This window comes from Agrobacterium sp. SOY23 (assembly GCF_027212525.1).
Classification (GTDB): domain Bacteria; phylum Pseudomonadota; class Alphaproteobacteria; order Rhizobiales; family Rhizobiaceae; genus Agrobacterium; species Agrobacterium tumefaciens_I.
In genome coordinates this window covers 432,957-455,239 of record NZ_JAPWDT010000002.1, presented here as the reverse complement: position 1 = coordinate 455,239, position 22,283 = coordinate 432,957, and the positions used below count along the sequence as shown (strand labels likewise).

The window sequence follows — 22,283 nt, the reverse complement described above, 5'->3', positions numbered from 1 at the left end:
ACCCATCGTTGATGGACGAGATGTTGTGCATCAGGCGTCGTCATCCAACGGAGTTGACCGGGTTTTCGAGGACTGCCGAACAGGCCACCAAGAAAAGCCTCTTGTTGGAGTAGGCACGCAGGCGACCTATCCAGCGTCGAATCTCAGAGAAAAATTGGCCTTGCGGTCCTGTTTTGGGGAGTGTTGACGCAGGTATCTTTTTCACCAGATTGCAAGCGTCGCGGTGTTAATCGAAGTGAGCTCCCACAATTCGCGAGCTCTTAAATCGCGCTGGGTCATCGACTGCAGCCTTGAAGCTCACGGCCGTGACATATCCAACGCCCGGAACACTCATGAAACGAGTGGTTATGGCAATATGGTCGAACGGCCAGACAGAGGCCAGATCACGAAGCTGAAACTCATCAGGTGTCAGATGTATGGTCGCGGGAAGCTCGATTTGCTTGAGGCATGTATCGTGGGCGCGCCCTGATATCATCGAGATTGCGTCAGCCCCATTTTGATGCCGGTCACCCCAAATGCGGGGTCCTTATTCCATGCCTAATCACACGCAGGGCCTTCACCACGAGTCGTTTTGGCTTTCGCTCATATGTTTCTCTCACTAAGTGACTGTTGGCTGGCCTCGTTCGCTTCGCCCTCTGCGATGCGTCGCCTCGCGGGAGCAGCAGGCAACGGCTCTCCGTAGTCTCCTTCGAGCCAGCCGTGAAACCCCATACACATTCCATCTCCCTCATCTCGAAGGTTCAACGCTTGTATGAGCGCTCCTTTCAACTCCAGTTCCGCGTTCACCGTAAGGCGGACTGTCTCTGAACCATTAGTGAGCTGGCCAGTGACACCATCCATTACCATCATCAAGCCGTACAACACATCATCAATAGCCTTGAACGAGGCTTGGAGAGCGGCTTCATCAAGCCCTCTATCGACACGTTCGCGGGCATACCCGCGCACATCTTCGAAAAGAATGAGACCAGCCGCGTGTTGAAGCCAGAGGTCGCGGCCGCGGCCTGCCGGAGGTGGCGGCATAAGGTGATAGTCTGAGGTAGCCAACTAGAATCTCCTTATTGTTCCATTTTAGTCAATTTCTTGGCCACTTAACCTCAGCAAGGCGGCGAAGCGGATACGCCGATCGCTACAGCCCCGATGGCATCAGTATTAGGGCAAGGTCAGGTGGAAAGGTCACTCCGGGAGGCGGCGGAGCGTCGCTTACAGACAAATAATGTTCGGAGTCGCGGCTTTCGACAAAATTTCTTCGGCAAGCTCGGCCTCGTCCGGGTCGTCCTCGCGATCAAATATAATGTCCGTTATTGGCACGTTCGGCAGGCTACGCTGCAAAATACTGAGGCAAAAGCTCGCCAACGGCTCTTCTGCACTTCTGATAATGTATAAACACTGGACTACATCGGACTGATCCATGTCGACGACGTGCGGGGGCGGTCCCATTGCTGCCAACTCCGCAAACTCCCGTTCGCTTGTCCAACTGTAGAGCTTGAAGAATGTCCCGGAGACGAAATCTTGCCCGCCTGAGAGTTTGTTAATATCATCTATTTGCGCTGCGGTGTCGCGTCCTTCGTCAATGTCGGTAACAACTTGACTAATCAGCCCTTCTAGCGCGTTAACTAAACCGCCATCAGGTTTATTAAGTAGTCGCTGGATTCGCTCGGACATCTTGCTATCCTTTTTTGTGGTCAAGCCTTGAGCTTTCCGGGTTTGTGGCATGGCATGAACGATCTTCCAAGGCAGAAGTATGACAGAAGATGATGACCCCATCAGTTCAGCGGTCGTCAAACTATCATCGTCATCGCCTGACCCCATCGTCACCGGGCAACACATGGCGACTTTCATGTGCTTGCTTGCACGAAAGCGCCCTAACGGAGACGTCGTAGTAGGCAGATGTGCTCACCTTCGACGGTAGCCATCAAAACTATTCATTGGAGCGATATGCAACCCGTGATGGATTTCTCGGTCGGGGGAAAATAACCTGACAGCGACAAGTTCACCCGCGAGGTTTAATAGGGTGCCGCCTTGGTCGGCTGGCATTCGAAAGGTTCTGTATGGCTCTTCTCGAGGCAAATGCCATCCATCCGATTACGCTGCCCGACGGAACTGTTTATCGGGAGACGGTGTATCTGAAGAACGTCATAGATCATCCGCGCATGGAGATTGGTGATTTCAGCTATTACACGCATGCTGGAAAGCCCGAAGACACGGCCCTGATCCTGGCACCTTATCTCGGTCATGGCGTCCGCGAACGACTGGTGATCGGCAAGTTCGTGCAGATAGCGAGAGGAAGCTATTTCATTACCAGTTCGGCGAACCATCCAATGACTGGCTTCACCACCTACCCGTTTCGCATCTTCAAGCCAGAGACCTTTGGTTACAAAGACCTGCCCGTCAAGGACACGATTGTGAACCACGATGTATGGATTGGCCAAAACGCAGCAATCATGCCCGGCGTTCACATAGGCGCGGGCGCGATTGTCGCTGCCGCTTCAGTCGTCACCCGGGACGTACCGCCCTACGCAGTTGTCGGCGGAAATCCAGCATCTATCATCAGAATGCGTTATTCGAGTGAAGTCATCAGCGAATTGCTTCATCTCGCTTGGTGGGACTGGCCGATAGAGAAAATCGAAGCCAATCTGGCTGCGCTCAGCAGCGGCGACATAGCCGCGCTCAGACGGGCTTGACGGCCAGTGTTCGGCATTCCTGTACCTGACCCTCTGAAAAAACCGTCACAACGAGATGGGCAATCTTGGATTCGACGTCAAATTGCGTATGGTGGCGCACCATTTTTTACGACCTCAAGAGGCCCATATGCAGGTTTTAGTACGCGATAACAACGTCGATCAGGCACTGCGCATTCTCAAGAAAAAGCTCCAGCGCGAGGGCGTTTTCCGCGAAATGCGGCTTCGTGAGGCTTTTGAGAAGCCATCAATCAAGAAGGCGCGGGAGAAGGCTGAAGCGGTTGGCCGTCAGAGGAAGCTCGCGCGGAAGCAGATGCAGCGTGAAGGCCTTCTTCCGTCGAAACCCAGAAAAGGCAAGTGACCACGCTGCTGTGTTGCGCTGGTCAGTAAATCGTCTTTTTGAAGCCGTCAGTTCTTATTGACGAAATAACGTCATTATCACCTGCGGCTCCGAGTTGGCGATCTGCAAAGCGTTGCTGGCGAGTTGCTGCTGTGCCTGCAATGCCTTGAGCCTGGTGGATGCCTCGTCCATGTCGGCGTCAACGAGACGTCCGATGCCTTTGTCGATCGAATTCGGCAACCGGGAGGCAAATTCACTTTGCAGGTCTATCCGGGTCTGCACGGCTCCGAGCATCGCCGCGCCATCGATGATGTTGGCCGTCACCGTTTCCAGATAGGTGATATAGGTGTCGAGCTGCTCGGGGTTCTGCGCAATGTCTATATCGAGGAAATTCAGGGTGGATCGCGGTTCGTTGCTGACCCGGATGTTGCTGAATGCGATCCGCGTACCACTCCCCCATTGGCGATCGACATCCGGGTTGGGCTTGATCACAACGTAGCCTGCGGAAGCCTCTATGACGAGGTCTGGCCAATCGTCATCGAGCAGCGAGTGTAGCAAGGTTGCCATGTCGTCACTCGTTTCAACCTTGCCGTCGTCCCGGTTCAGAACTTCGTTCACATAAGCACGGTCGAAGGAATATGCCTGTGGAGAAGCGCCGTTGACGGAAAATGTGAAGCTCACATCGATGCCGTCCGTGTCCTTGCCGTCCATGTGGACGATGAACGGCTTGAAGTTCAGTGCCAGTCCTGATCCGCGATAGCCGAAATCGGCGTCCGTCTTCAGCCCGCCGGTGCTTACTCCGCTGCTGGTGACAGCGGAGATTTCCACGTGGGAGCCGTATCCGTGTTGCTGACGCGTCGTGATGGTTATCAATGTGGGGTTATGGAGGCCCGTTGAAGCGTTGATGTAATTTCCAGCTACGGAGGCTCCGTGCGAATAGAGCTTCGCGTTCAAAACCTCAGCGAACTGGGTATTCGTCGAGATGACACCACCTAGCCCGGGGTTATAGGCATCGATATCGGCCTTGGTGATCGTAACGGTTGTTGTGTACCCATCATAATAAGGCCCTGGAAGCTCCTGGTTTTCACCGATAACGCCGCTGTATCCGTCGGGGTTCGATGCTTCCCGGTCCAGGGTTATGGTGAAACTGATCTCCGCGCCGGGCGTGTTGAAATCGAGAGGTGTTCCATCCGGGAATTGCAGCGAAACCCTGCCTGCGTTTCCGGAATTCCATTCGGGGAGCATGTAGCCCGAAGACCCGTCGATGCCCTCGTATTGGGTATAGTCACCACCGATATTCGATGGACCGGAGACGGAAACGAGGGATCGGATGCCGCCGATCGTCTTGATGTCGCGCGCGTCCGCCTGAAGAAGGCCGCCACCCGTGCTGTTGAAGAGCGATATTCTCGAAAGATCGATATCCATTGTCTTGACGGCAACGCCTGACGAGGCGCGTACAAGGGAAGAAACGACCGATGATCTGTTTACCGCACTGTCGTAGATGTCAGTGATATCGGTGTTCAGCCAATTTTGACCGCTGAAGCTGGCTGACGCGGCAATGCTAAGAACCTGTTCCTTCAGTTGGTCCAGTTCGGATTGGATTTTCGACTTGTCGACACCATCTTCTTTGGCGGCGACGAGTTTAGCCGTGAACTGGACCAAAACATCAATGACAGCTTCCATGCCTGCGTAGGCCGTGTCGACTTTGGCCGCCCCAAGCCCGAGTGCATCCTGAACGGCGGAGATTGCCCTCTTGTCGGAGCGCATCGTGGTGGAGATCGACCAATATGCTGCGTTGTCGGCGGCTGTTGCGATCCGCAGCCCTGATGAAACCTCACTCTGGGTCTTTTGCAGTCCGCTGGATATCGACCGCAGGGTTTGTAGCGCCGACATGGCGGCGTGATTGGTCAATATGCTGGTCATGGATGCCGTCTATCAGGTGTTACTGGCATCCTCATGAGCCGACGCCGACACGTTGCGGCTCCGTCATCATGGTTCGACTATGTTAAACAGGGTGGAAAAATCGAAGGGTAGATTTACCCTGTCGAGGCGAAAAATTCGGATAATACGCGTTCTGTTTTTCGTTATTAATCACCAAATGCCGCGCACTATGCCGATCTCAGCATCGGATAGGAGTATCGGAACCGAATGAGCATAAAAGTGGCCGATCGGGCGATATCACACTTAATACAAAGCATCAGACATGAAATTAGTGCGATTGGAATGCATGAAATTAGTGCCTTTCAAAATCGTGATCCAGCCAGTGGACACCAAGTCGACGATCTGGTCCAGTTCCAGGGCTAGCCTCTCGCGATCAGCGCAAGATTACCATCGCCAAGCATTTACACCGGGGCCCTGACTAGGGAGGCAGTTCAGCCTTCGATGCCCTTCTATCTGGCATGCCTCGTGAGGATCGCTTGGTATTCCCGGTACGTCGAAGAGGCCCCGTCGACTCTCTTATCGGGGGCCGCCGTCTCGCCGTTACGGATCAACTCATATCCCCATTCCGAAATGAACAGTTGTTCCTCGTCTTCGGCCAACAAGATGCCTTCATCCAGAAGTTCTTTCACCAGCCTGTCAAACATGTGCGTTTTAATCGCCGGATTGGGTCGAAACAGCCTCCAAATCTCGATCGGCGTAGGAGCGCCCGGATACTCGAAGGCCTCCAGAAAATAGGCCATATCCTCTGCGCATGCGCCACCTTCGAGCCGTTCAGGCCGTCCGATCCCGTTGACTCTATGATCGATGACAAAGGCGGCAACGTGAGAATCCAGCTCCCACACGGTAATAGCCCCGTCCGTTCGAGGTATCGGCCGATGTTCGCTTAGGGCCAGATATGTCGGGTATGTCGATGATCTTCCATTTTTCCTGTGTTCGGGTTTTGTGGTCGCTCCCGTCAACAACAGTTCGACCCCCCATTCAGTGATAACGAGACCGTCCGCTGTGGTCCCGTCGGAAAACTCCAAGGCGGTTTCTTCGAACAATCCGAGCTTCACTAAGGGGCCGATCGCTTTCGTCGAATAAGACCGGTCCGATTTTGAACCGCACTCCAGCCAACGGTCCCGCCGCTTACGCCCCGGAACGCCCGATCCAGATTCACGCGCTAAAGCATAGTTTTCGAGTTCAGGTGGCACGCCGCTCGATTTAGAGCCTACTCGGTATCCGCGGAAGTCCTCCAAGACCTCTCTCGAAAGCGAGGGCACGTCAATATCGTGCATCCTTGCAACGACAAGCGCTGTGTCGATGTCTGTCATCGGGGTCTCGCCAGCATGTGCCACCCCAGCACTGAACGCCATTTCCAGCAGTCGAGCGATAGTACCTGGCCTGTCGGTCAAATCACGTTCCCATTTTGCATAACTTTTGCCCGCTTCACGGAACACAGCCTTCCGCGTCTTGGGATCACGCATTTCAAACGGCAGAAGCTGTATGCTGTCGAACAAATACTTCATTGGCGACCCCTTGGACCTGTCGAGCGAATCGAGTGGGCCACACGATAACCGGAAGCTGCAAGCTGACGAAATGACATTCTCGATGATAGAGGGCTTCCGGAGACAATGGAACCGGGCTAGCCTTTCGCACTCACAGCGATTCACGGCCCAGATGGCAACGAAGACCACCATTGCTGATCTTTTTCCAGACGAAGAGGGCATGATGCTCGTCGCCGCGCATAATTCAAGCAGGGGGGTGCATGCCGCTGATCATCGATTTCGACAATGACGATTGGATTTCCCACCTCGACGTCGCGCTTGGCGAACTGGTGCCATCAGACATCAAAGCCAACCTGAGGAAACAGGGCTTTGAGTACAAGGAAGAAGCCTTGGACGCCCTCGAGGTGGCAACGAACATCGAGGAGGTGATCGACGCGACCTTGAACTGGATCAGGAACAACCGTGTCCGCATCTTCCACGGAACACGTCTGACTGACGACGAGGCGGAGAGACTTCAGGAGACTGGTATGCGGCCACTGGCAGTTGCCGATCGCGTCGAGTGGCTGAGGGCTGCTTTTCCGGAACTAAATGATGTGCTGACAGACGAGTTTGTCAGCCATTCGATTAGCAAGGGAAGCCTTCAATACCGAGAAGGTCAAGTTCATGCCGCTATATCGTTGAAGGAACTTACGGGGAGCTACGACTATCTTTTCCTCGGATCGGAATTTGACCGTCGATTGCTCGAGTATGCGGGGCGCGGAGACCTGGTCCCGTTGCTGACGACCCGTGGCGAACCAAGGGTGATCAAAATCGTTATCTCGGGTGATGAGGCTCTCGACGCCATGCATCCATTCTTCCCCATTGAATTCACCCGAGAAAACGACCGATATCCCAACTTGGTCAGGGACCTCCTAAAGGAATATGCTTGGATGCTCAGCAAGCCTCACTACAGGAGGGTTGGCATCGATTCCTGCCTTCTCTTCAAACGCCCCATACCGGGCCATCAGATAGAAGCGGTAGTGGCGGTCGAAGAGAGGGCTGTCGTTTAGGATGACAAGCACGGACAAGACTTTCGTGTTGCCTCCTGTCATCACTGACTTGGTCGTGACCCGCAACTGCCTCCGGGACCACTACAAGTCGGCCGCCTTGGACTTCACCCTCGACGGCAATCTGATAGGCGACATCGGCGAAGCCGTTGCCGCCGAACTCTTCGGCCTGAAGCTCTCTCCGCGCAACGGAACCGGAATCGACGGCCTCGCACCGGACGGTCGATCTGTGCAAGTAAAGGCAACAGGAACAGGACGCGGCCCCGCCTTTCGAATGGTGGACACCCGCGCTGACCATTTGCTGTTTCTCGTCTTCGATCTTGAAAATCTGAAAGGCGAAGTCGTCTACAACGGCCCCGAGGACGCCGTCATCAAATTGCTACCAGAGAACTGGGTCGGCCAGAAGACAATACCGATGACGAGGATCAGGCAAGCAGACGCGGTTGTTAGCGATGACATGCGACTAAAGAGAATATTTGGCAGTCCGTTGGCCACCTAGCAGAGAACGCCGGCAAACCAATTGAGAACGTTTTGATTGCATTTCTACGACAGCAACCACCAACCGGCTTGCGTCATTAAAACTCGGAACTCGATGTTGTCTCTTGTTGAGGGAGTGCCTCCAAACCGCGCAAAATGAGCCTGAATTTTGATTAGAGACAAACCTGTGGAGTCGTCAGAGACACAGGTAGCTCTATAGAGACAATCCTTAGAGTCGCTGACACTTAAAGCTCAAAAAATGAGTATTTTCCGGGGTATAGGATGGTGCTGCTAGAGAGATTTGAACTCTCGGCCTCTCCCTTACCAAGGGAGTGCTCTACCCCTGAGCTATAGCAGCATCCGGTGCCGAAGCGTTTGCTTCAGCATCAAGCGTGGCGGCCTATTGCCATAGGTTTTTGACGAGCGCAAGTCGCAAAACGATATTCTTCATCACACGGAGCAAAAAACCGTGCCCCCTGTTGAAAAATGCATTTTTCAGATATTGCTGAATCTATGAACGAACATCATGACAAACAGGCAAAGGCAGCGGTTTCCGTGGACGTTTCGCAAGAAACGTCGGCCGTGGCGGCAAACGGTAACATGCAGGCCGGTCCCGGCGAAAAGGCGCGCCTGCGCGAGGCGGAGCGCAAGGCACGGGCGGCGAAGAAGCTTCGTGAAAACCTCCTGAAGCGCAAACAGCAGGTTCGTGCGCGCCGCGCAGGCGATGCGGACGAGACAATTGGCCTGCCTGCCGCAAAAACGGACGAATCATCCTCATAGAGAATTCATCAGCATAAAATTGAAACGCCGTGGAAATTCGTCTAAGGACGCGCATTTCCGCAAGGCACGATAAAGAAAGGCGGGCACAGGCCCGTAGGGACGCATGGATCGCATCAGAATTACGGGTGGCAACAAGCTCAACGGCATCATTCCCATCTCCGGCGCAAAAAACGCCGCCCTGCCGTTGATGATCGCATCGCTTCTGACCAGCGACACGCTGACGCTCGAAAACGTGCCGCATCTGGCAGACGTGGAGCAGCTCATCCGTATCCTCGGCAATCATGGCGTCGATATTTCCGTCAATGGCCGCCGCGAAAGCCAGGCCGAGGCCTATTCCCGCACCGTGCATTTCACCTGCCGCACCATTGTCGACACCACAGCCCCTTACGAGCTGGTCTCGAAGATGCGCGCGAGCTTCTGGGTCATCGGCCCGCTTCTGGCGCGTGAGGGTCGCGCCCGCGTTTCCCTGCCCGGCGGCTGCGCCATCGGCACACGCCCGGTCGACCTCTTCATCGAGGGACTTGAAGCGCTTGGCGCGACGATGGAGATCGACGGCGGTTACATCAACGCCACGGCCCCCAAGGGCGGCCTGATCGGCGCCGTCTACACCTTCCCGAAAGTCTCCGTCGGCGCGACGCATGTGATGCTGATGGCCGCAAGCCTTGCGCGCGGCACCACCGTCATCCACAACGCCGCCCGTGAGCCGGAAGTGGTCGATCTGGCGCACTGCCTGATCGCCATGGGCGCGAAGATCGAAGGCGCCGGCACCTCCACCATCACCATCGAAGGCGTCACCTCGCTTTCCGGCGCGCGCCACCGGGTTCTGCCGGACCGTATCGAAACCGGCACCTATGCCATGGCTGTCGCCATGGCCGGCGGCGACGTGGTGCTGGAAGGCACGAGCGCATCGCTGCTCGACAATGCGCTCGACACGCTGCGCCTTGCCGGTGCGACAATCAGCGAAACGGAAACCGGCCTGCGCGTCGTGCGCAACGGCAATGGTATCCAGCCGGTCGATATCGTCACGGAGCCCTTCCCCGGCTTCCCCACCGATCTTCAGGCACAGTTCATGGCGCTGATGACCCGTTCGCAGGGTGTCTCGCACATTACCGAGACCATCTTCGAAAACCGCTTCATGCATGTGCAGGAACTTGCCCGTCTCGGCGCGAAGATTTCGCTCTCCGGCCAGATGGCCCGCATCGAAGGCGTTTCCCGCCTGAAGGGCGCACCGGTCATGGCAACCGATCTGCGCGCTTCCGTGTCGCTGGTCATTGCCGGCCTGGTGGCGGAAGGCGAGACCATGGTTTCGCGCGTCTATCACCTTGATCGCGGCTTCGAACGCCTCGAAGAAAAGCTCACCCGCTGTGGCGCACTGGTCGAACGCGTCAGCGATTGATCTTTTCATCGCCGCTCATCCGTTTTCTACCCGTTGCAGAGTGGGCCCGGACTGCCTATTTCCAGTGTAAGTCATGGAAATAGCGGTCCGCACCGCAGAAGAAGGAAGAAAACAATGAGCGGCCTGAAATTGCTGGCGCTGGATACCGAAGATCTCTCCGTCATTTCGACGCATATGCAGGACAGCGTCTTCAAGCTGAAGGACGTTGCCTTCGAGCCGAAGCACGGCCAGTTCACGCTGTCTGCCAATCGTTTCGTCTGGGAAAGCGCCGATAAGAAGAACCTGCCGCCGGAGCGCTGCCGCAGTGTGGTTTTCTTGAAACGCGTCTCCGCCGTTCGTTCGCAATCAATCAATCTGACGGACAGGGAGCAGGTGCTTTCGCTTCTGGCGATGCGCTTCACACCGAATGGCGAAGGCCCTGATGGCCTCGTCGAGCTGGCGCTTTCGGGTGGCGGCACCATCGCGCTTGATGTCGAATGCATCGAGGCGCAGCTGACCGATGTGAGCGGCGCCTGGGAAACCACGACCAAACCGCATCATCCCGACGGCGAATAACCGTTGCGAGCCTTCGCAACGGTTGCCTTTCCTTGCCGTTTCGATTTATGCCACTTACCAGAGCTGCAATTCTCTGCGGCAAGTTCGTGCACCTCGCGGGATCGCCCGCGGGGACAATGAAAGGGTAATGGCGTGGCAATCTGGCTGGAGCGGGCATCGGCTGATTTCGAACAGAAATTCGCTGCTTTCCTGACAACCAAGAGAGAAGTTTCCGAAGACGTCAACGCGACCGTTCGCGACATCATCAACGATGTCCGCCATCGTGGCGATGCCGCCCTTGCCCATTATTCCCAGAAATTCGACGGTATCGATTTCACCAGGGTTTCGATGCGTGTCACGGCGGATGAGATCGATGCGGCCTTTGCCTCCGTCGACAGGAGCGTGATCGAGGCGCTCGAACTCGCAGCCCGGCGCATCGAAAAACACCATGCGCGGCAGATGCCGAAGGACGATATTTACGAAGACGATATCGGCGTCGGCCTCGGCTCGCGCTGGACGGCCATCGAGGCCGTGGGTCTTTATGTGCCCGGCGGTACTGCCAGCTATCCAAGCTCGGTGCTGATGAACGCCGTGCCGGCCAAGGTCGCCGGTGTCGAACGTATCGTCATGGTCGTGCCGGCGAACGGCGGTGCGGTCAATCCGGCCGTGCTGGCCGCCGCGCGCATTGCGGGCGTCGAGGAGATCTACCGTATCGGCGGCGCGCAGGCCGTCGCAGCACTCGCCTATGGCACGGAAACCATCGCGCCGGTCGCCAAGATCGTCGGCCCCGGCAATGCCTATGTGGCGGCCGCCAAGCGGCAGGTCTTCGGCACCGTCGGCATCGACATGATCGCCGGGCCTTCCGAAGTGCTGGTCATTGCCGACAAGGACAACGATCCCGACTGGCTGGCCGCCGATCTTCTGGCGCAGGCGGAGCATGATCGCGGTGCCCAATCCATCCTCATCACCGACAATGCCGAACTCGGCAAGGCGGTGGAGGCAGCCGTCGAGCGTCAGCTGAAGCGCCTGTCTCGTTCCGAGACGGCGGCGGCGAGCTGGGCGGATTTCGGCGCGATTATTCTGGTCGAAAAGCTCACCGACGCCATCCCGCTCGCCAACCGCATTGCCGCCGAGCATCTGGAGCTTGCGGTCGACGATCCGGACGCGCTGATGGCCCAAATCCGTAATGCCGGCGCGATCTTCGTCGGACGCCACACGCCGGAGGTGATCGGTGATTATGTCGGCGGTTCGAACCATGTTCTGCCGACGGCGCGCTCTGCGCGCTTTTCCTCCGGCCTTTCGGTGATGGATTTCGTCAAGCGCACCTCCATCCTGCGGCTCGGGCCCGAGCAGTTGCGCCAGCTTGCGCCGGCGGCGATCACCCTTGCCCTCTCCGAGGGGCTGGACGCGCATGCGCGCTCGGTCTCCATTCGCCTCAATCCGGAAAGTTAAGCGATGGCTTCAGGCGATTTCCGGCTCTGCGACGTGGTACTGGACGACAGCATCGGCCGGTCCACGCCCGATGTGGAGCATGAACGCGCCGTCGCCATTTTCGACCTGATCGAAGAAAACACCTTTGAGCCGCTCGGCCATACCGGCGGGCCATACCGGCTGCACATCTCGCTGGTCGATGCCAAGCTGGTCTTTTCGATCCGCACCGAAGACGAGAAGGATGTCGCGACCCATATTCTGTCGCTGACGCCGTTCCGCCGCATCATCAAGGATTATTTCCTGATCTGCGAAAGCTATTACGAGGCGATCCGCTCTTCGACGCCCAGCCAGATCGAGGCGATCGACATGGGCAGGCGCGGTATTCACAATGATGGCTCGCAGACGCTGATGGACCGGCTTTCCGGTAAGATCAACGTGGATTTCGATACCGCGCGCCGGCTCTTCACCCTTGTCTGCGTGCTTTATTGGCGGGGTTAGAGATGAACGATCCTGCCGCAGCGCCAAACGAGGGACGAGCGCCCAAATCGGTCCTCTTCATGTGCGGCATGAACTCCATCCGTTCCCCCATGGCGGAGGTCATCGCCAAACGGCTGGTGGCGCCCGGCATCTACATACAGTCGGCCGGGGTCAGGGCCGGCGAACGCGATCCCTTCGTGGATGCGGTGCTGGAAGAGCAGGGATTTTCGCTCGGCAAACACAAGCCGCGCACTCTGGACGAGATCGAGGATGATTTTTTCGATCTCATCATTACATTGACACCCGAAGCCCATCACGCCGCGCTGGAACTGACGCGCTCGAATTCTCTCGACGTGGTCTATTGGCCGACCATGGATCCGACGGTGGTCACCGGCACGCGCGAACAGATTCTCGATGCCTATCGCGAGGTACGGGACCATCTTGCCAGGCTGATCTCGGAACGCCTGCCGAGGCGGCAACAGCCAGTGGCGGATACGCTTTCAAAAGACTGAAAATAGCCCCCGCCTCGCGAAAATCGGTACTGATTTTCAAGCCGATGCTTTAGAGGTTCACAAATGTGCCGGGATTGTGTAGTTTCCGCGCAATTTTCCCGGACATGACACATCCGGCACTATCAACAGGAAGAAAACCCTTACATGACAAAAGAAGAAGTCCTTGAATTCCCGGGCATCGTAACCGAATTGCTGCCGAACGCAACATTCCGCGTGAAGCTTGAGAACGACCACGAAATCATTGCCCACACGGCAGGCCGCATGCGCAAGAACCGTATCCGCGTTCTGGCAGGCGACAAGGTGCTGGTTGAAATGACGCCTTACGACCTTACCAAGGGCCGCATCACCTACCGCTTCAAGTAATCCACCTTTCGTATCGGACGCCCGGGCAGCGCAATGACCAATTCAAAACAAAAGCTCGTTCTGGCATCCGGTTCGCCGCGGCGTCTGGAACTGCTGCATCAGATCGGTGTCGAGCCGGCACGTCTTATGCCGATGGATATCGACGAGACACCTGCGAAGCTCGAACATCCGCGCACGCTCTGCCGCCGTCTGTCATTGCAGAAGGCGGAAGCCGCGCAGGCGGCGCTGAAGAACGAGCAGGCGTGGAAAGACGCCTATGTTCTCGGTTCCGATACCGTGGTCGCCGTGGGGCGCCGTATCGTCGGCAAGGCGGAATATACCGAGGATGCCTCTGCGGCGCTGCATCTTCTCTCGGGGCGTAGCCATTGGGTTTATACCGGCATCTGCCTCGTGACACCCGGCGGCAAAGTGCGCCAGAAGGTGGCGGAGACCAAGGTGCGTTTCAAGCGCCTCTCCACGCGCGAGATCGATGCCTATATCGCCTCCGGGCAATGGCGTGGCAAGGCGGGTGCCTATGGCATACAGGGTATTGCCGGCGCATTCGTTCAGAAGCTGACCGGTTCCTACACCAACGTCGTGGGCCTGCCGCTTTATGAGACCATGTCGCTTCTTTCCGGCGAAGGATTTGAGGTGACGCCGGGCTGGCTTGAGGGATAGGCCATGGCGAAATCCCCCACCGAAAGCACCGGAAAAGTCACGCCGCTTCGCAAATCCCAGCCATGCCCGGAATGCGGCCGGCCGTCGACGCGGGAAGACTATCCTTTCTGTTCGGATCGCTGCCGCTCGCTCGATCTCGCCCGCTGGCTGAATGGCGCCTACGCCATTCCCGTTGCGGACGATGAAAGCAGCGCCGGTGGGCAGGACACAGGCAAGAATAACGCCGAATAACCTTAGGCACCGCCGGAAACTCCGGCGGTGGATTGCATATTATTTTCAGAGCTCGCGTATTTCCGGGAAGAGTGGACCCAGCCTTTCCATCCGGAAATGCGAAATGCTCTAACACTTGTAATTTATTCACGGGGCTGCCCACAGCCCACAAGCAATATTCAAAACCGGCTGACGCTTCTCCCCGACAGCCTTTAGGGCCCCATGATGGACGCAGGCCTGCAAAAAAGAGTAAGCCTTGGCGCGCTACTGTTTGCGGTATTCGCAGTTTGTATCGCCATATTGGCGACGGTGCTGCTTGCCAATGACAGTAAACATCTCAACAGTCTTCTGACCCATTTCAATCTGGCACCCGTCACCCGCTCCGCCGAAGCGCCGCCGAAAACGAAGCCCGCCAAGCGGCAGAAATCCGCCACCAGAAAGGTGTATCTGCCACCGCACCTGCTGAAATTCGAACAGAAGGGCGACAGGGCATCCTTTGCCCGCGACTTCGTTCTTTCCGGCAAGGATCTTTGCGACCGTTTTACCGCCACGGGCTTTTCCAACCCGCAGGGCTGGCATGCCGGTCCCGTCAACATCCGCAACTTCGAATGCATGGCCGATCTCGTGGCAGGAAAGGCGGCAGACCCGGCGGAACGGGCATCGCTTTTTCTTGAAATCAGGGGCGAGGCATCCGGCGAGGTTCGCTCCATCAGGATGAAGGCCGTTGCGCCCGAAACGCCGGACGGCGCCACTATTCTCGCCAAGCTCGATGAGGCACTCAGCATGATCGTTGGACAAACCCGCTTTGCCGACCTTGCAAGCATGATTGAGCCGGCACGCGGGATGCAGCCCTATCAGGCACAGCACTTCGGTATTTCGGTTTCTGTAAAACCGGAGCCGACCGCACCGCATCGCCTGAACGTGATCTTGCTTGCAAGCGAACAATCGCCGGGAGTGAAGCTGACACGCCAGTTTTTCGACAGAGACCGCTGGCTCCGCCCCGCCGCCGCATCGGATCGGCCGGCTCTCTATCCTGCCGTCAGGAGAAACCGCGCCTTGTGAACGAAGGGTGGCTCAGCCTATGGCCGCCAGTTTGCGGCGGATCGGTGGTATCCTGTCGCTTTGCTGGGCCTGACGCTTAGCTTCCCACTGCAGCGCAGTGCGAACAATGGTCGCCAGATCGTTGAAGCGAGGACGCCAGCCGAGTTCCGACTGGATACGCGCCGAATCTGCCACCATGGCCGCAATATCGCCCGCACGGCGCGGACGGTGGATGATCGGGAAATCGCATTCCGATTCCCGCTGAACGGCCTGCAGGACGTCCAGCACCGAATAACCGACACCGTAACCGCAATTCAGCGTTCGCGTGCCGCCGCCGGCGCGCAGATGCGCCATGGCCAGCATATGCGCGTCGATGAGATCGCTGACATGAATATAGTCGCGAACGCCGGTTCCGTCGGCGGTCGGGTAATCCGTACCGTAAACCTCCACCTGGTCGCGACGGCCGGTTGCGGCTTCGCATGCCACCTTGATGAGGTTTGCAACGCCCGTTGGTGAAGGCCCGGCGCGGCCCTGCGGGTCGGCTCCGGCAACGTTGAAATAACGCAGCGCCACATAGTTGAAATCATGCGCCTGCACGACGTCACGCAGCATGATTTCAGAAGCGAGTTTCGACAGGCCGTAGGGATTTTCCGGGCTCAGGATCGCCGTTTCAGGAACGGGGCCGTCAAAGGGCTGGTTTCCATAGACGGCGGCCGTCGAAGAGAAGATAAAATTACGGATGCCGTTGCGGACCGCCGCCGCAACAAGCGCGCGGGTCGTCCCGGTATTGTTTTCGTAATATTCCAGCGGCTGGCTGATCGACTCGGGAACGCTGACCGAGCCTGCAAAGTGGAAGATGGTCTCGATCTGGTTTTCTTCGAAAATCTGGTCGAGCAAGGCGCGATCCGCCGCTTCGCCCAGATAAAAACGCGCCGCCGGCGCAACGGCCCAGCGCGACCCCGTGGAAAGCCGATCGACAACAACGACCTCTTCCCCGGCATCGAGCAAAGCCCACACCATATGGCTTCCTATATAACCGGCCCCACCGGTAACCAGCACCGCCATGACACTACTTCCCTGTTTGTTTTTCTTGAGCCCATCAAAGCCAATAATTCTTCATCATTGATTACTTGCACAGCGAATACGCGACCGATCCCCGACCCCATTTAAAAGGTGGCTTACGATTGGTTAGCGCAATGAAGTGCTTTTTATTTATTTATGAAAATGTTCTCATAAGTGGAACAAAATGCGCATATCACAGAAAATCCTCCACGTCGATGGTTGCGCCGTGGGGTTGCAGTTTTAGGACTTCGCTGTGATTTTGTTGCCGATTTCCCTACCGCAGCGCGATACCCGGCGCGGCAGGGAAAACCATTGCAAGGAAGATCGAGACTTACCTGCCGAGGATGTAAGAGGCCAGCCGATCGGCCGCATCTTCTATCTGCTTTGGGTTGCGCAGGAAGCAGGCGCGCAGGAACAGTTCGCCTCCCGGACCGAAGGCCGTGCCGGGTGCGAGGCCGACGCCAGTCTTGTCGACGATATCGAGCGCCGTGGCGCGGCTGTCGGTGACACCGTCGATCTTGAGGAAGGCATAAAGGGCGCCGTCCGGTTTCAGGGTTTCCACACGGTTGGTGGCGATCAGCGCGTCGCAGAGAATGTCACGGGAGGTCAAAGCGCGTTCGTAATTCTCGCGGATAAAACCATCACCATGGTCGAGGGCGGCGACCGCTCCGCGCTGCATGAATTGCGCCACGCCGGAGGTGGAGTATTGAATGAGGTTTTCGATCACCTGGCCGATGGCCGGCGGCGCAACAAGCCAGCCGACACGCCAGCCGGTCATGGACCAGTTCTTCGAGAAGGAATTGGCGAAGACGATCTTGTCGTCGGGCTCCATCACGTCGAGGAAGGATGGCGCACGGCTGCCGGCATAGTGATAAAGCGCATAGATTTCGTCCGCGACGATCCACAGATCGTGTTTGCGGGCAAGCGCCAGAACATCGCGGAGATTATCGCGCGTTGCCGTCCACCCCGTGGGGTTGGAGGGCGTGTTGATGAAAAGCGCCTTCGTCTTGCCGGTGATTGCACTTTCCAGCCTGTTGATATCGAGATCCCAGCGGCCATCGCGGAAATCGATGCCGACCGGAACCGCCTTTGCGCCTGCCACACCGATGGCAGCGACGATATTGGGCCATGTGGGCGAGAGATACACCATCTCGTCACCCGGTGAGGTGAGCGCCTGCACGGCAAGCACGATCGCCTGCATGCCGGAACCGGTGGCATAAAAATGCTCCGGCGGTAGCGACGTTGCGAAATGCCGTTCGTAATAACGGCTCAGCGCCTGCCGCAATTCGGGAATGCCGCGCTGCCAGGTATAGAAGGTTTCGCCATTGTTCAGCCCATCGATGGCGGCGTGATTGATGAAGTCAGGGCTCGGCAGATCACCCTCGCCGACCCAGAGCGGCAGGAGATTGTCCCGCCCCCGGGCATAATTCACGACTTCGACAATGCCGCTCTCGGGAGCCGCCAGAGAGCGCGCACTCAGACTGTTCAAAATGGACATTAAAGACACTCCGTTTGGTGCCTTCTTATCGCATCGGACCAGCCATGTGCATGATATTCCGTGAGGCGAACATGGATTTTCTTTATGGATCATCCCCGGCCAGAACCCGCCGGCCATGCGGGTCGGCAGATCACGCCGGGGATTGGTCCCGGTCTCAGCGCGTCTTCAGCAGATCGCGGATTTCGGTGAGGAGCTTGACGTCTTCCGGCGGCGGAGCTGCTTCCGGCTTTTCCTCAACCTTCTTGCGTTCAACCGAATCACGAAGCTTGTTGACGCCCTTGACCATCAGGAAAATGATCCAGGCCAGGATGAGGAAGTTGATGAGAACCGTCAGAAAGTTGCCGTAAGCGAAGACGGCACCCTGATCACGGGCGGCGGCGAGCGAGGTGGCGCTGACGTTTGCGCTCAGCGGCAGGAAGTAGTTCGAGAAGTCGAACCCGCCGAAAATAGCGCCGACGATCGGCATGATGAGATCGTTGACGACGGAATCGACGATCTTGCTGAAAGCCGCACCGATGATAACACCCACGGCCAGGTCCATGACATTGCCGCGGGCGATGAAGGTTTTAAATTCGTTAAGCATTCAGATTGTCCCTCTCTCCTGCTTCGCGAGCTGAAGCTATGTGACTGTCCCTACAGGTTGAACCATATAGGTTCCGGGCCTCGTTTGGAATCCGGCGTGATTGCATTTATTGGCTTTTTTGCACGCTGATCTTGAACTTTATGATCAGACCGCGCTCATTCTCAACGCTGCGGAATTCGCCTATGCTCATATTCAGGAATTCTTGCATGGGGAGGATGCGTGCTTCCTGGGTGGATCATATTCGGCTCGGCCTTCGCTTATATCCTGCTGCTGTTTGCGGTCGCGAGCTACGGGGACAGGAAAAGCCGTGAAAGAAACGCGCCGAAAAAGGGGCGTCCGTTCGTCTATGCGCTGAGCCTCGCCATTTATTGCACCTCCTGGACCTATTTCGGCGGTGTGGGGCTTGCAGCCGATAAAGGTCTTGAATTCCTCGGCATTTATACCGGCCCCATCCTTGCCTTCACCCTCGGCATGCCGATCATCCGACGCATCGTCGATCTCGCCAAGACGGAAAAGCTGACCTCGGTTGCGGATTTCATCGCTGCCCGTTACGGCAAGAACTCCACTGTGGCGATGATTGTCGCCATCATCGCGCTTGTCGGTGCCATTCCCTATATCGCGCTGCAGCTGAAAGCGGTTTCCAGCTCCGTGGCGACGATGGTCGATCCCGGCGATTACGGTATCGGCAGCGGCAATCTTTATTTCCTCGACCTGCCGCTGGTCGTCACCCTCGTCATGGCCGGCTTTGCCGTCATGTTCGGCACCCGCCACACGGATGCCACCGAACACCAGGACGGGCTCATTCTGGCGATTTCGATGGAATCGCTGGTCAAGCTGGTCGCCATGTGCACGGTCGGCTTTTACGTGCTCTTCGTGCTCTTCGATGGCCCAGCGCATCTGTGGCAGCTGGCGACGAACAATGAACAGGCCATGCGGGCCATCTCCTATCACACGCCCGTCAGCCGCTGGATCGTGATGACGCTGCTCTCCGGCTTCGCCATCATCCTGCTGCCGCGCCAGTTCCACGTCACGGTGGTGGAAAACCGCACGCCGGAAGAGCTGCGCATGGCGGGGTTCCTGCTGCCGCTCTATCTCATCGCCATCAACATCTTCGTGCTGCCGATCGCGCTCGCCGGCATTCTGACGCTGGGCGCCAATGGCGATGCCGATCTCTACGTGCTGCAGCTACCTCTCAATCACCAGATGCCGGTCGTTTCGCTGATCACCTTCATCGGCGGTTTTTCGGCGGCGACGGCAATGGTGATCGTCGCTTCGGTGGCACTGTCGATCATGATTTCCAACGACATCGTCATGCCGATCTTCCTGCGGCAGAAGCTGCTGAACCGCTCGCCGCACCGGGACGACTTCGCCAAGACGCTGCTCAACATCCGCAGGACGGCGATCTTTGCGGTGCTGCTCCTGGGTTACGGTTATTACCGCGCCGCAGACAGCGCCACGGGGCTCGCCTCCATCGGGCTCCTCGCATTTGCCGCCATCGCCCAGATGGCCCCTGCCCTGTTCGGCGGGTTGTTCTGGCGGCGTGCCAATGCGCGCGGCGCAATAGCGGGTCTCAGTTCAGGCTTTTTCGTCTGGGCCTATCTGCTGTTCCTGCCGAGCTTCGGCGGACCTGACAATTCCGAGGTCGCGGCGAATATTCTCGGCTTCCTGTTCTCCGGCAGCACGGTGTTCAACGGCCCAGAGGCTGACCCATTCGTGAATGCGGTCATCCTCAGCCTGCTCGTCAACAGCCTCTCCTTCGTGCTGGGTTCGCTCTCGCGTAATCCCCGGCCGGTGGAACGCATCCAGTCTGGCATTTTCGTCAAGCGCCATTCGAAATCGCAATTCGCCACGCGCGGCTGGAAAACCCGCGTCAGCGTCGGCGACCTGAAAAGCGCGATTGCCCGTTATCTCGGGGAAGAGCGCATGCTGCGCTCGCTTGCGACCTATGAAAAGACGGCGGGCAGGAAACTGAATGACGAGCAGCCGGCGGATATGGCGCTGATCCATTTCTCCGAACAATTGCTAGGCAGCGCCATCGGCTCCTCCTCCGCCCGCCTCGTCCTCTCGATCATTCTCCAGAAGGCGGAAGATACGAGCGCGGACACGGCCTGGCTGCTCGATCAGGCAAGCGAAGCCCTGCAATATAATCAGGACATGCTGCAGACGGCGCTGGCGCAGATGGATCAGGGCATTGCCGTTTTCGACAGTTCGCAGCAGCTGACCATCTGGAACCGGCGTTTCCGCACCCTGCTGGACTTGCCGGAACAATTCGGGCAGGTGGGCCTGCCGCTGACAGACATCGTCACCATGTTGCAGGAGCGCGGCGACATGCCCCCCGGCGACACGAATGAGCTGATCACCAGTTTCCTGACCATGGACCTGCCCTTTTCACTGGTGCTGGCGGGTGGTGAGCGCATCATCGAGGTGCGCTCCAACACCATGCCGGACAAGGGCATCGTCGCCACCTTCACCGATATCACCCAGCGTGTGGCAAGCGATCAGGCGCTGAAACAGGCGAATGAAACGCTGGAGCAGCGGGTGGAGGAACGCACCGTCGAACTGACCCGCGTCAACCGTGCGCTGGCGGAAGCAAGGGCGGCGGCCGATGAGGCCAATATTGGAAAGACGCGGTTCTTCGCCGCCGCCGGTCACGATATTCTCCAGCCGCTGAATGCCGCCCGCCTCTATTCCTCCTCGCTGGTCGAACGACTTGGCGCCTCGGGAGAAAGCGATCTCGTTCACAATATCGATTCGGCACTGGAATCGGTGGAAACCATTCTCGGCGCCGTTCTCGATATTTCCCGCCTTGACACCGGTTCGATGAAGGCGCGCATGACATCCGTGCCGCTCAACGAGCTATTGAAACGCATCGAGACCGATTTCGCGCCGATGGCGCAGGAGAAGAACCTCGATCTCGTCGTCATGCCCACCTCGCTCACGGTGCGCTCAGACCCCAATCTGTTGCGGCGGCTGATACAGAACCTCGTCTCCAACGCCATCAAATATACGCTTGAGGGTAAGGTGGTCGTCGGCGCGCGCCGCCGGGGCGACGAAGTCGTCATTCAGGTGACGGATTCCGGCATCGGCATTCCCGCCTCCAAATTCCGTATTGTGTTCAAGGAATTCGCCCGCCTGGATGAAGGCGCAAAAACCGCTTCAGGCCTCGGGCTCGGTCTTTCCATCGTCGACCGCCTGTCGCGCATGCTGCACCATCCGGTGCAACTCATTTCCACCCCCGGTAAAGGCACGACCTTCCGCATCCATCTGCCGCGCGAAGCAGACCGTCTTGCTCCTGTCAGAGCAGAGGGCGGAATAATCAGCCCCGCAGCAAGCGACCGCCTTCAGGGCATCCGGGTGCTGTGCATAGATAACGAGCCGAAAATCCTCGAGGGCATGACGTTGCTTTTGACGGGATGGGGTTGCGAGGTCTTGCCCGCTGGTTCCGTGGCGGCGCTGGAAGAACCCTTCCTCACTCTGGCCGCAGCCCCGGATGTCATCATCGCCGACTATCATCTGGGCGATGGCGACGGTATCAGCGCCATCCGCCTCATCAGGACATTTTACGGCAAGGCGATCCCTGCCCTCCTGGTGACGGCGGATCGCAGCCCGGAAGTGCGCAGCGATGCCGAAAAATACGGGATTTCCGTGCAGCACAAGCCGGTCAAGCCGGCGGCCCTGCGTGCCTATATCAACCAGATATCCAGCACGGCCCGGGCCGCAGCCGAATAGAAACTCCCGGACCTTGCGATCCGGGAGCCGCATTGACCTTC

General features: G+C 57.7%; 22 protein-coding genes, 1 tRNA gene and 2 pseudogenes. 15 read left to right on the top strand and 10 right to left on the bottom strand.

The features are described 5' to 3' along the window. Positions 1-194 precede the first annotated feature (194 nt). The 3 genes and pseudogenes from O3S81_RS07415 to O3S81_RS07405 all read right to left on the bottom strand — a co-directional run. Positions 195-340: pseudogene (locus O3S81_RS07415) on the bottom strand (transposase); the annotation flags it as partial. A gap of 242 nt (positions 341-582) precedes the next feature. Continuing rightward, positions 583-1,044: a hypothetical protein gene (locus O3S81_RS07410; protein ID WP_269341953.1), complete on the bottom strand. Its 462-nt coding sequence runs from the start codon at positions 1,042-1,044 to the stop codon at positions 583-585. Positions 1,045-1,200: 156 nt separating this feature from the next. Then, the gene (locus O3S81_RS07405) at positions 1,201-1,839 is read right to left on the bottom strand and encodes a hypothetical protein (protein WP_269341952.1); all 639 of its coding nucleotides are present in this window, start codon (positions 1,837-1,839) and stop codon (positions 1,201-1,203) included. Between the two features lie 209 nt (positions 1,840-2,048). Between O3S81_RS07405 and O3S81_RS07400 the strand changes: the two genes are divergently transcribed. Both O3S81_RS07400 and rpsU read left to right on the top strand, forming a co-directional pair. After that, complete coding sequence (locus O3S81_RS07400; RefSeq protein WP_269341951.1) at positions 2,049-2,681, top strand: CatB-related O-acetyltransferase; 633 nt, start codon at positions 2,049-2,051, stop codon at positions 2,679-2,681. A 127-nt stretch (positions 2,682-2,808) separates the two neighbouring features. Further along, positions 2,809-3,039, top strand: a complete 231-nt coding sequence (rpsU, locus tag O3S81_RS07395) for a 30S ribosomal protein S21 (RefSeq protein WP_080826245.1) — start codon at positions 2,809-2,811, stop codon at positions 3,037-3,039. A gap of 54 nt (positions 3,040-3,093) precedes the next feature. Here rpsU and O3S81_RS26620 read toward each other — a convergent pair whose 3' ends face one another. The 3 genes and pseudogenes from O3S81_RS26620 to O3S81_RS07385 all read right to left on the bottom strand — a co-directional run bounded on the left by O3S81_RS26620 (position 3,094) and on the right by O3S81_RS07385 (position 6,467). Then, on the bottom strand, positions 3,094-3,585 hold the full coding sequence (locus O3S81_RS26620; protein WP_442864894.1) for a flagellin: 492 nt from the start codon (positions 3,583-3,585) through the stop codon (positions 3,094-3,096). A gap of 813 nt (positions 3,586-4,398) precedes the next feature. Continuing rightward, positions 4,399-4,941: pseudogene (locus O3S81_RS26615) on the bottom strand (flagellin N-terminal helical domain-containing protein); the annotation flags it as partial. Between the two features lie 467 nt (positions 4,942-5,408). Next, positions 5,409-6,467, bottom strand: coding sequence for a hypothetical protein (locus O3S81_RS07385; protein WP_269341949.1), 1,059 nt, complete (start codon positions 6,465-6,467; stop codon positions 5,409-5,411). Between the two features lie 239 nt (positions 6,468-6,706). Here O3S81_RS07385 and O3S81_RS07380 point away from each other — a divergent pair, with 239 nt between their 5' ends. Further along, positions 6,707-7,495 (top strand): hypothetical protein, encoded by a 789-nt coding sequence (locus O3S81_RS07380; protein WP_269341948.1) that lies wholly within the window; start codon positions 6,707-6,709, stop codon positions 7,493-7,495. Between the two features lies 1 nt (position 7,496). After that, entirely contained in the window at positions 7,497-7,991 is a 495-nt protein-coding gene (locus O3S81_RS07375) for a DUF6998 domain-containing protein (RefSeq protein ID WP_269341947.1), read from the top strand. A gap of 261 nt (positions 7,992-8,252) precedes the next feature. On the opposite strand, the gene O3S81_RS07370 is transcribed toward O3S81_RS07375, so the two are convergent. Further along, positions 8,253-8,327 (bottom strand) — tRNA-Thr (locus tag O3S81_RS07370). A gap of 155 nt (positions 8,328-8,482) precedes the next feature. Between O3S81_RS07370 and O3S81_RS07365 the strand changes: the two genes are divergently transcribed. The 10 genes from O3S81_RS07365 to O3S81_RS07320 all read left to right on the top strand — a co-directional run bounded on the left by O3S81_RS07365 (position 8,483) and on the right by O3S81_RS07320 (position 15,391). Continuing rightward, complete coding sequence (locus tag O3S81_RS07365) at positions 8,483-8,749, top strand: hypothetical protein (RefSeq protein WP_269341946.1); 267 nt, start codon at positions 8,483-8,485, stop codon at positions 8,747-8,749. Between the two features lie 103 nt (positions 8,750-8,852). After that, a complete protein-coding gene (gene murA, locus O3S81_RS07360; protein WP_269341945.1) occupies positions 8,853-10,145 on the top strand; it encodes a UDP-N-acetylglucosamine 1-carboxyvinyltransferase in 1,293 nt (430 codons plus the stop codon). Between the two features lie 114 nt (positions 10,146-10,259). Next, positions 10,260-10,700 carry a DUF2948 family protein gene (locus O3S81_RS07355; protein WP_269341943.1) on the top strand — a complete coding sequence of 147 codons (441 nt, stop codon included), beginning with the start codon at positions 10,260-10,262 and terminating at the stop codon, positions 10,698-10,700. A gap of 132 nt (positions 10,701-10,832) precedes the next feature. Further along, positions 10,833-12,131, top strand: a complete 1,299-nt coding sequence (gene hisD, locus O3S81_RS07350) for a histidinol dehydrogenase (protein WP_269341941.1) — start codon at positions 10,833-10,835, stop codon at positions 12,129-12,131. Positions 12,132-12,134: 3 nt separating this feature from the next. Then, positions 12,135-12,608, top strand: coding sequence for a UPF0262 family protein (locus O3S81_RS07345; RefSeq protein WP_269341939.1), 474 nt, complete (start codon positions 12,135-12,137; stop codon positions 12,606-12,608). Positions 12,609-12,610: 2 nt separating this feature from the next. Further along, positions 12,611-13,099, top strand: coding sequence for an arsenate-mycothiol transferase ArsC (locus O3S81_RS07340; protein WP_269341937.1), 489 nt, complete (start codon positions 12,611-12,613; stop codon positions 13,097-13,099). A 144-nt stretch (positions 13,100-13,243) separates the two neighbouring features. Continuing rightward, on the top strand, positions 13,244-13,462 hold the full coding sequence (gene infA / locus O3S81_RS07335) for a translation initiation factor IF-1 (protein ID WP_003503453.1): 219 nt from the start codon (positions 13,244-13,246) through the stop codon (positions 13,460-13,462). 33 nt (positions 13,463-13,495) lie between these two features. Further along, positions 13,496-14,119 (top strand): Maf-like protein, encoded by a 624-nt coding sequence (locus O3S81_RS07330; RefSeq protein WP_269341935.1) that lies wholly within the window; start codon positions 13,496-13,498, stop codon positions 14,117-14,119. A gap of 3 nt (positions 14,120-14,122) precedes the next feature. Next, positions 14,123-14,350: a DNA gyrase inhibitor YacG gene (gene yacG / locus O3S81_RS07325; protein ID WP_269341933.1), complete on the top strand. Its 228-nt coding sequence runs from the start codon at positions 14,123-14,125 to the stop codon at positions 14,348-14,350. A gap of 204 nt (positions 14,351-14,554) precedes the next feature. Then, positions 14,555-15,391 carry a DUF6030 family protein gene (locus tag O3S81_RS07320; protein ID WP_269342423.1) on the top strand — a complete coding sequence of 279 codons (837 nt, stop codon included), beginning with the start codon at positions 14,555-14,557 and terminating at the stop codon, positions 15,389-15,391. 12 nt (positions 15,392-15,403) lie between these two features. Here the strand turns inward: O3S81_RS07320 and galE are convergent, their stop codons facing one another. From galE to mscL, 3 genes are all read right to left on the bottom strand, one after another. After that, complete coding sequence (galE, locus tag O3S81_RS07315) at positions 15,404-16,435, bottom strand: UDP-glucose 4-epimerase GalE (protein WP_269341931.1); 1,032 nt, start codon at positions 16,433-16,435, stop codon at positions 15,404-15,406. A gap of 328 nt (positions 16,436-16,763) precedes the next feature. Beyond that, complete coding sequence (locus O3S81_RS07310; RefSeq protein WP_269341929.1) at positions 16,764-17,930, bottom strand: pyridoxal phosphate-dependent aminotransferase; 1,167 nt, start codon at positions 17,928-17,930, stop codon at positions 16,764-16,766. 154 nt (positions 17,931-18,084) lie between these two features. After that, positions 18,085-18,513, bottom strand: a complete 429-nt coding sequence (gene mscL / locus O3S81_RS07305) for a large conductance mechanosensitive channel protein MscL (RefSeq protein ID WP_269341927.1) — start codon at positions 18,511-18,513, stop codon at positions 18,085-18,087. A gap of 219 nt (positions 18,514-18,732) precedes the next feature. Here mscL and O3S81_RS07300 point away from each other — a divergent pair, with 219 nt between their 5' ends. Next, positions 18,733-22,242, top strand: coding sequence for a hybrid sensor histidine kinase/response regulator (locus O3S81_RS07300; protein WP_269341925.1), 3,510 nt, complete (start codon positions 18,733-18,735; stop codon positions 22,240-22,242). Positions 22,243-22,283 lie beyond the last annotated feature (41 nt).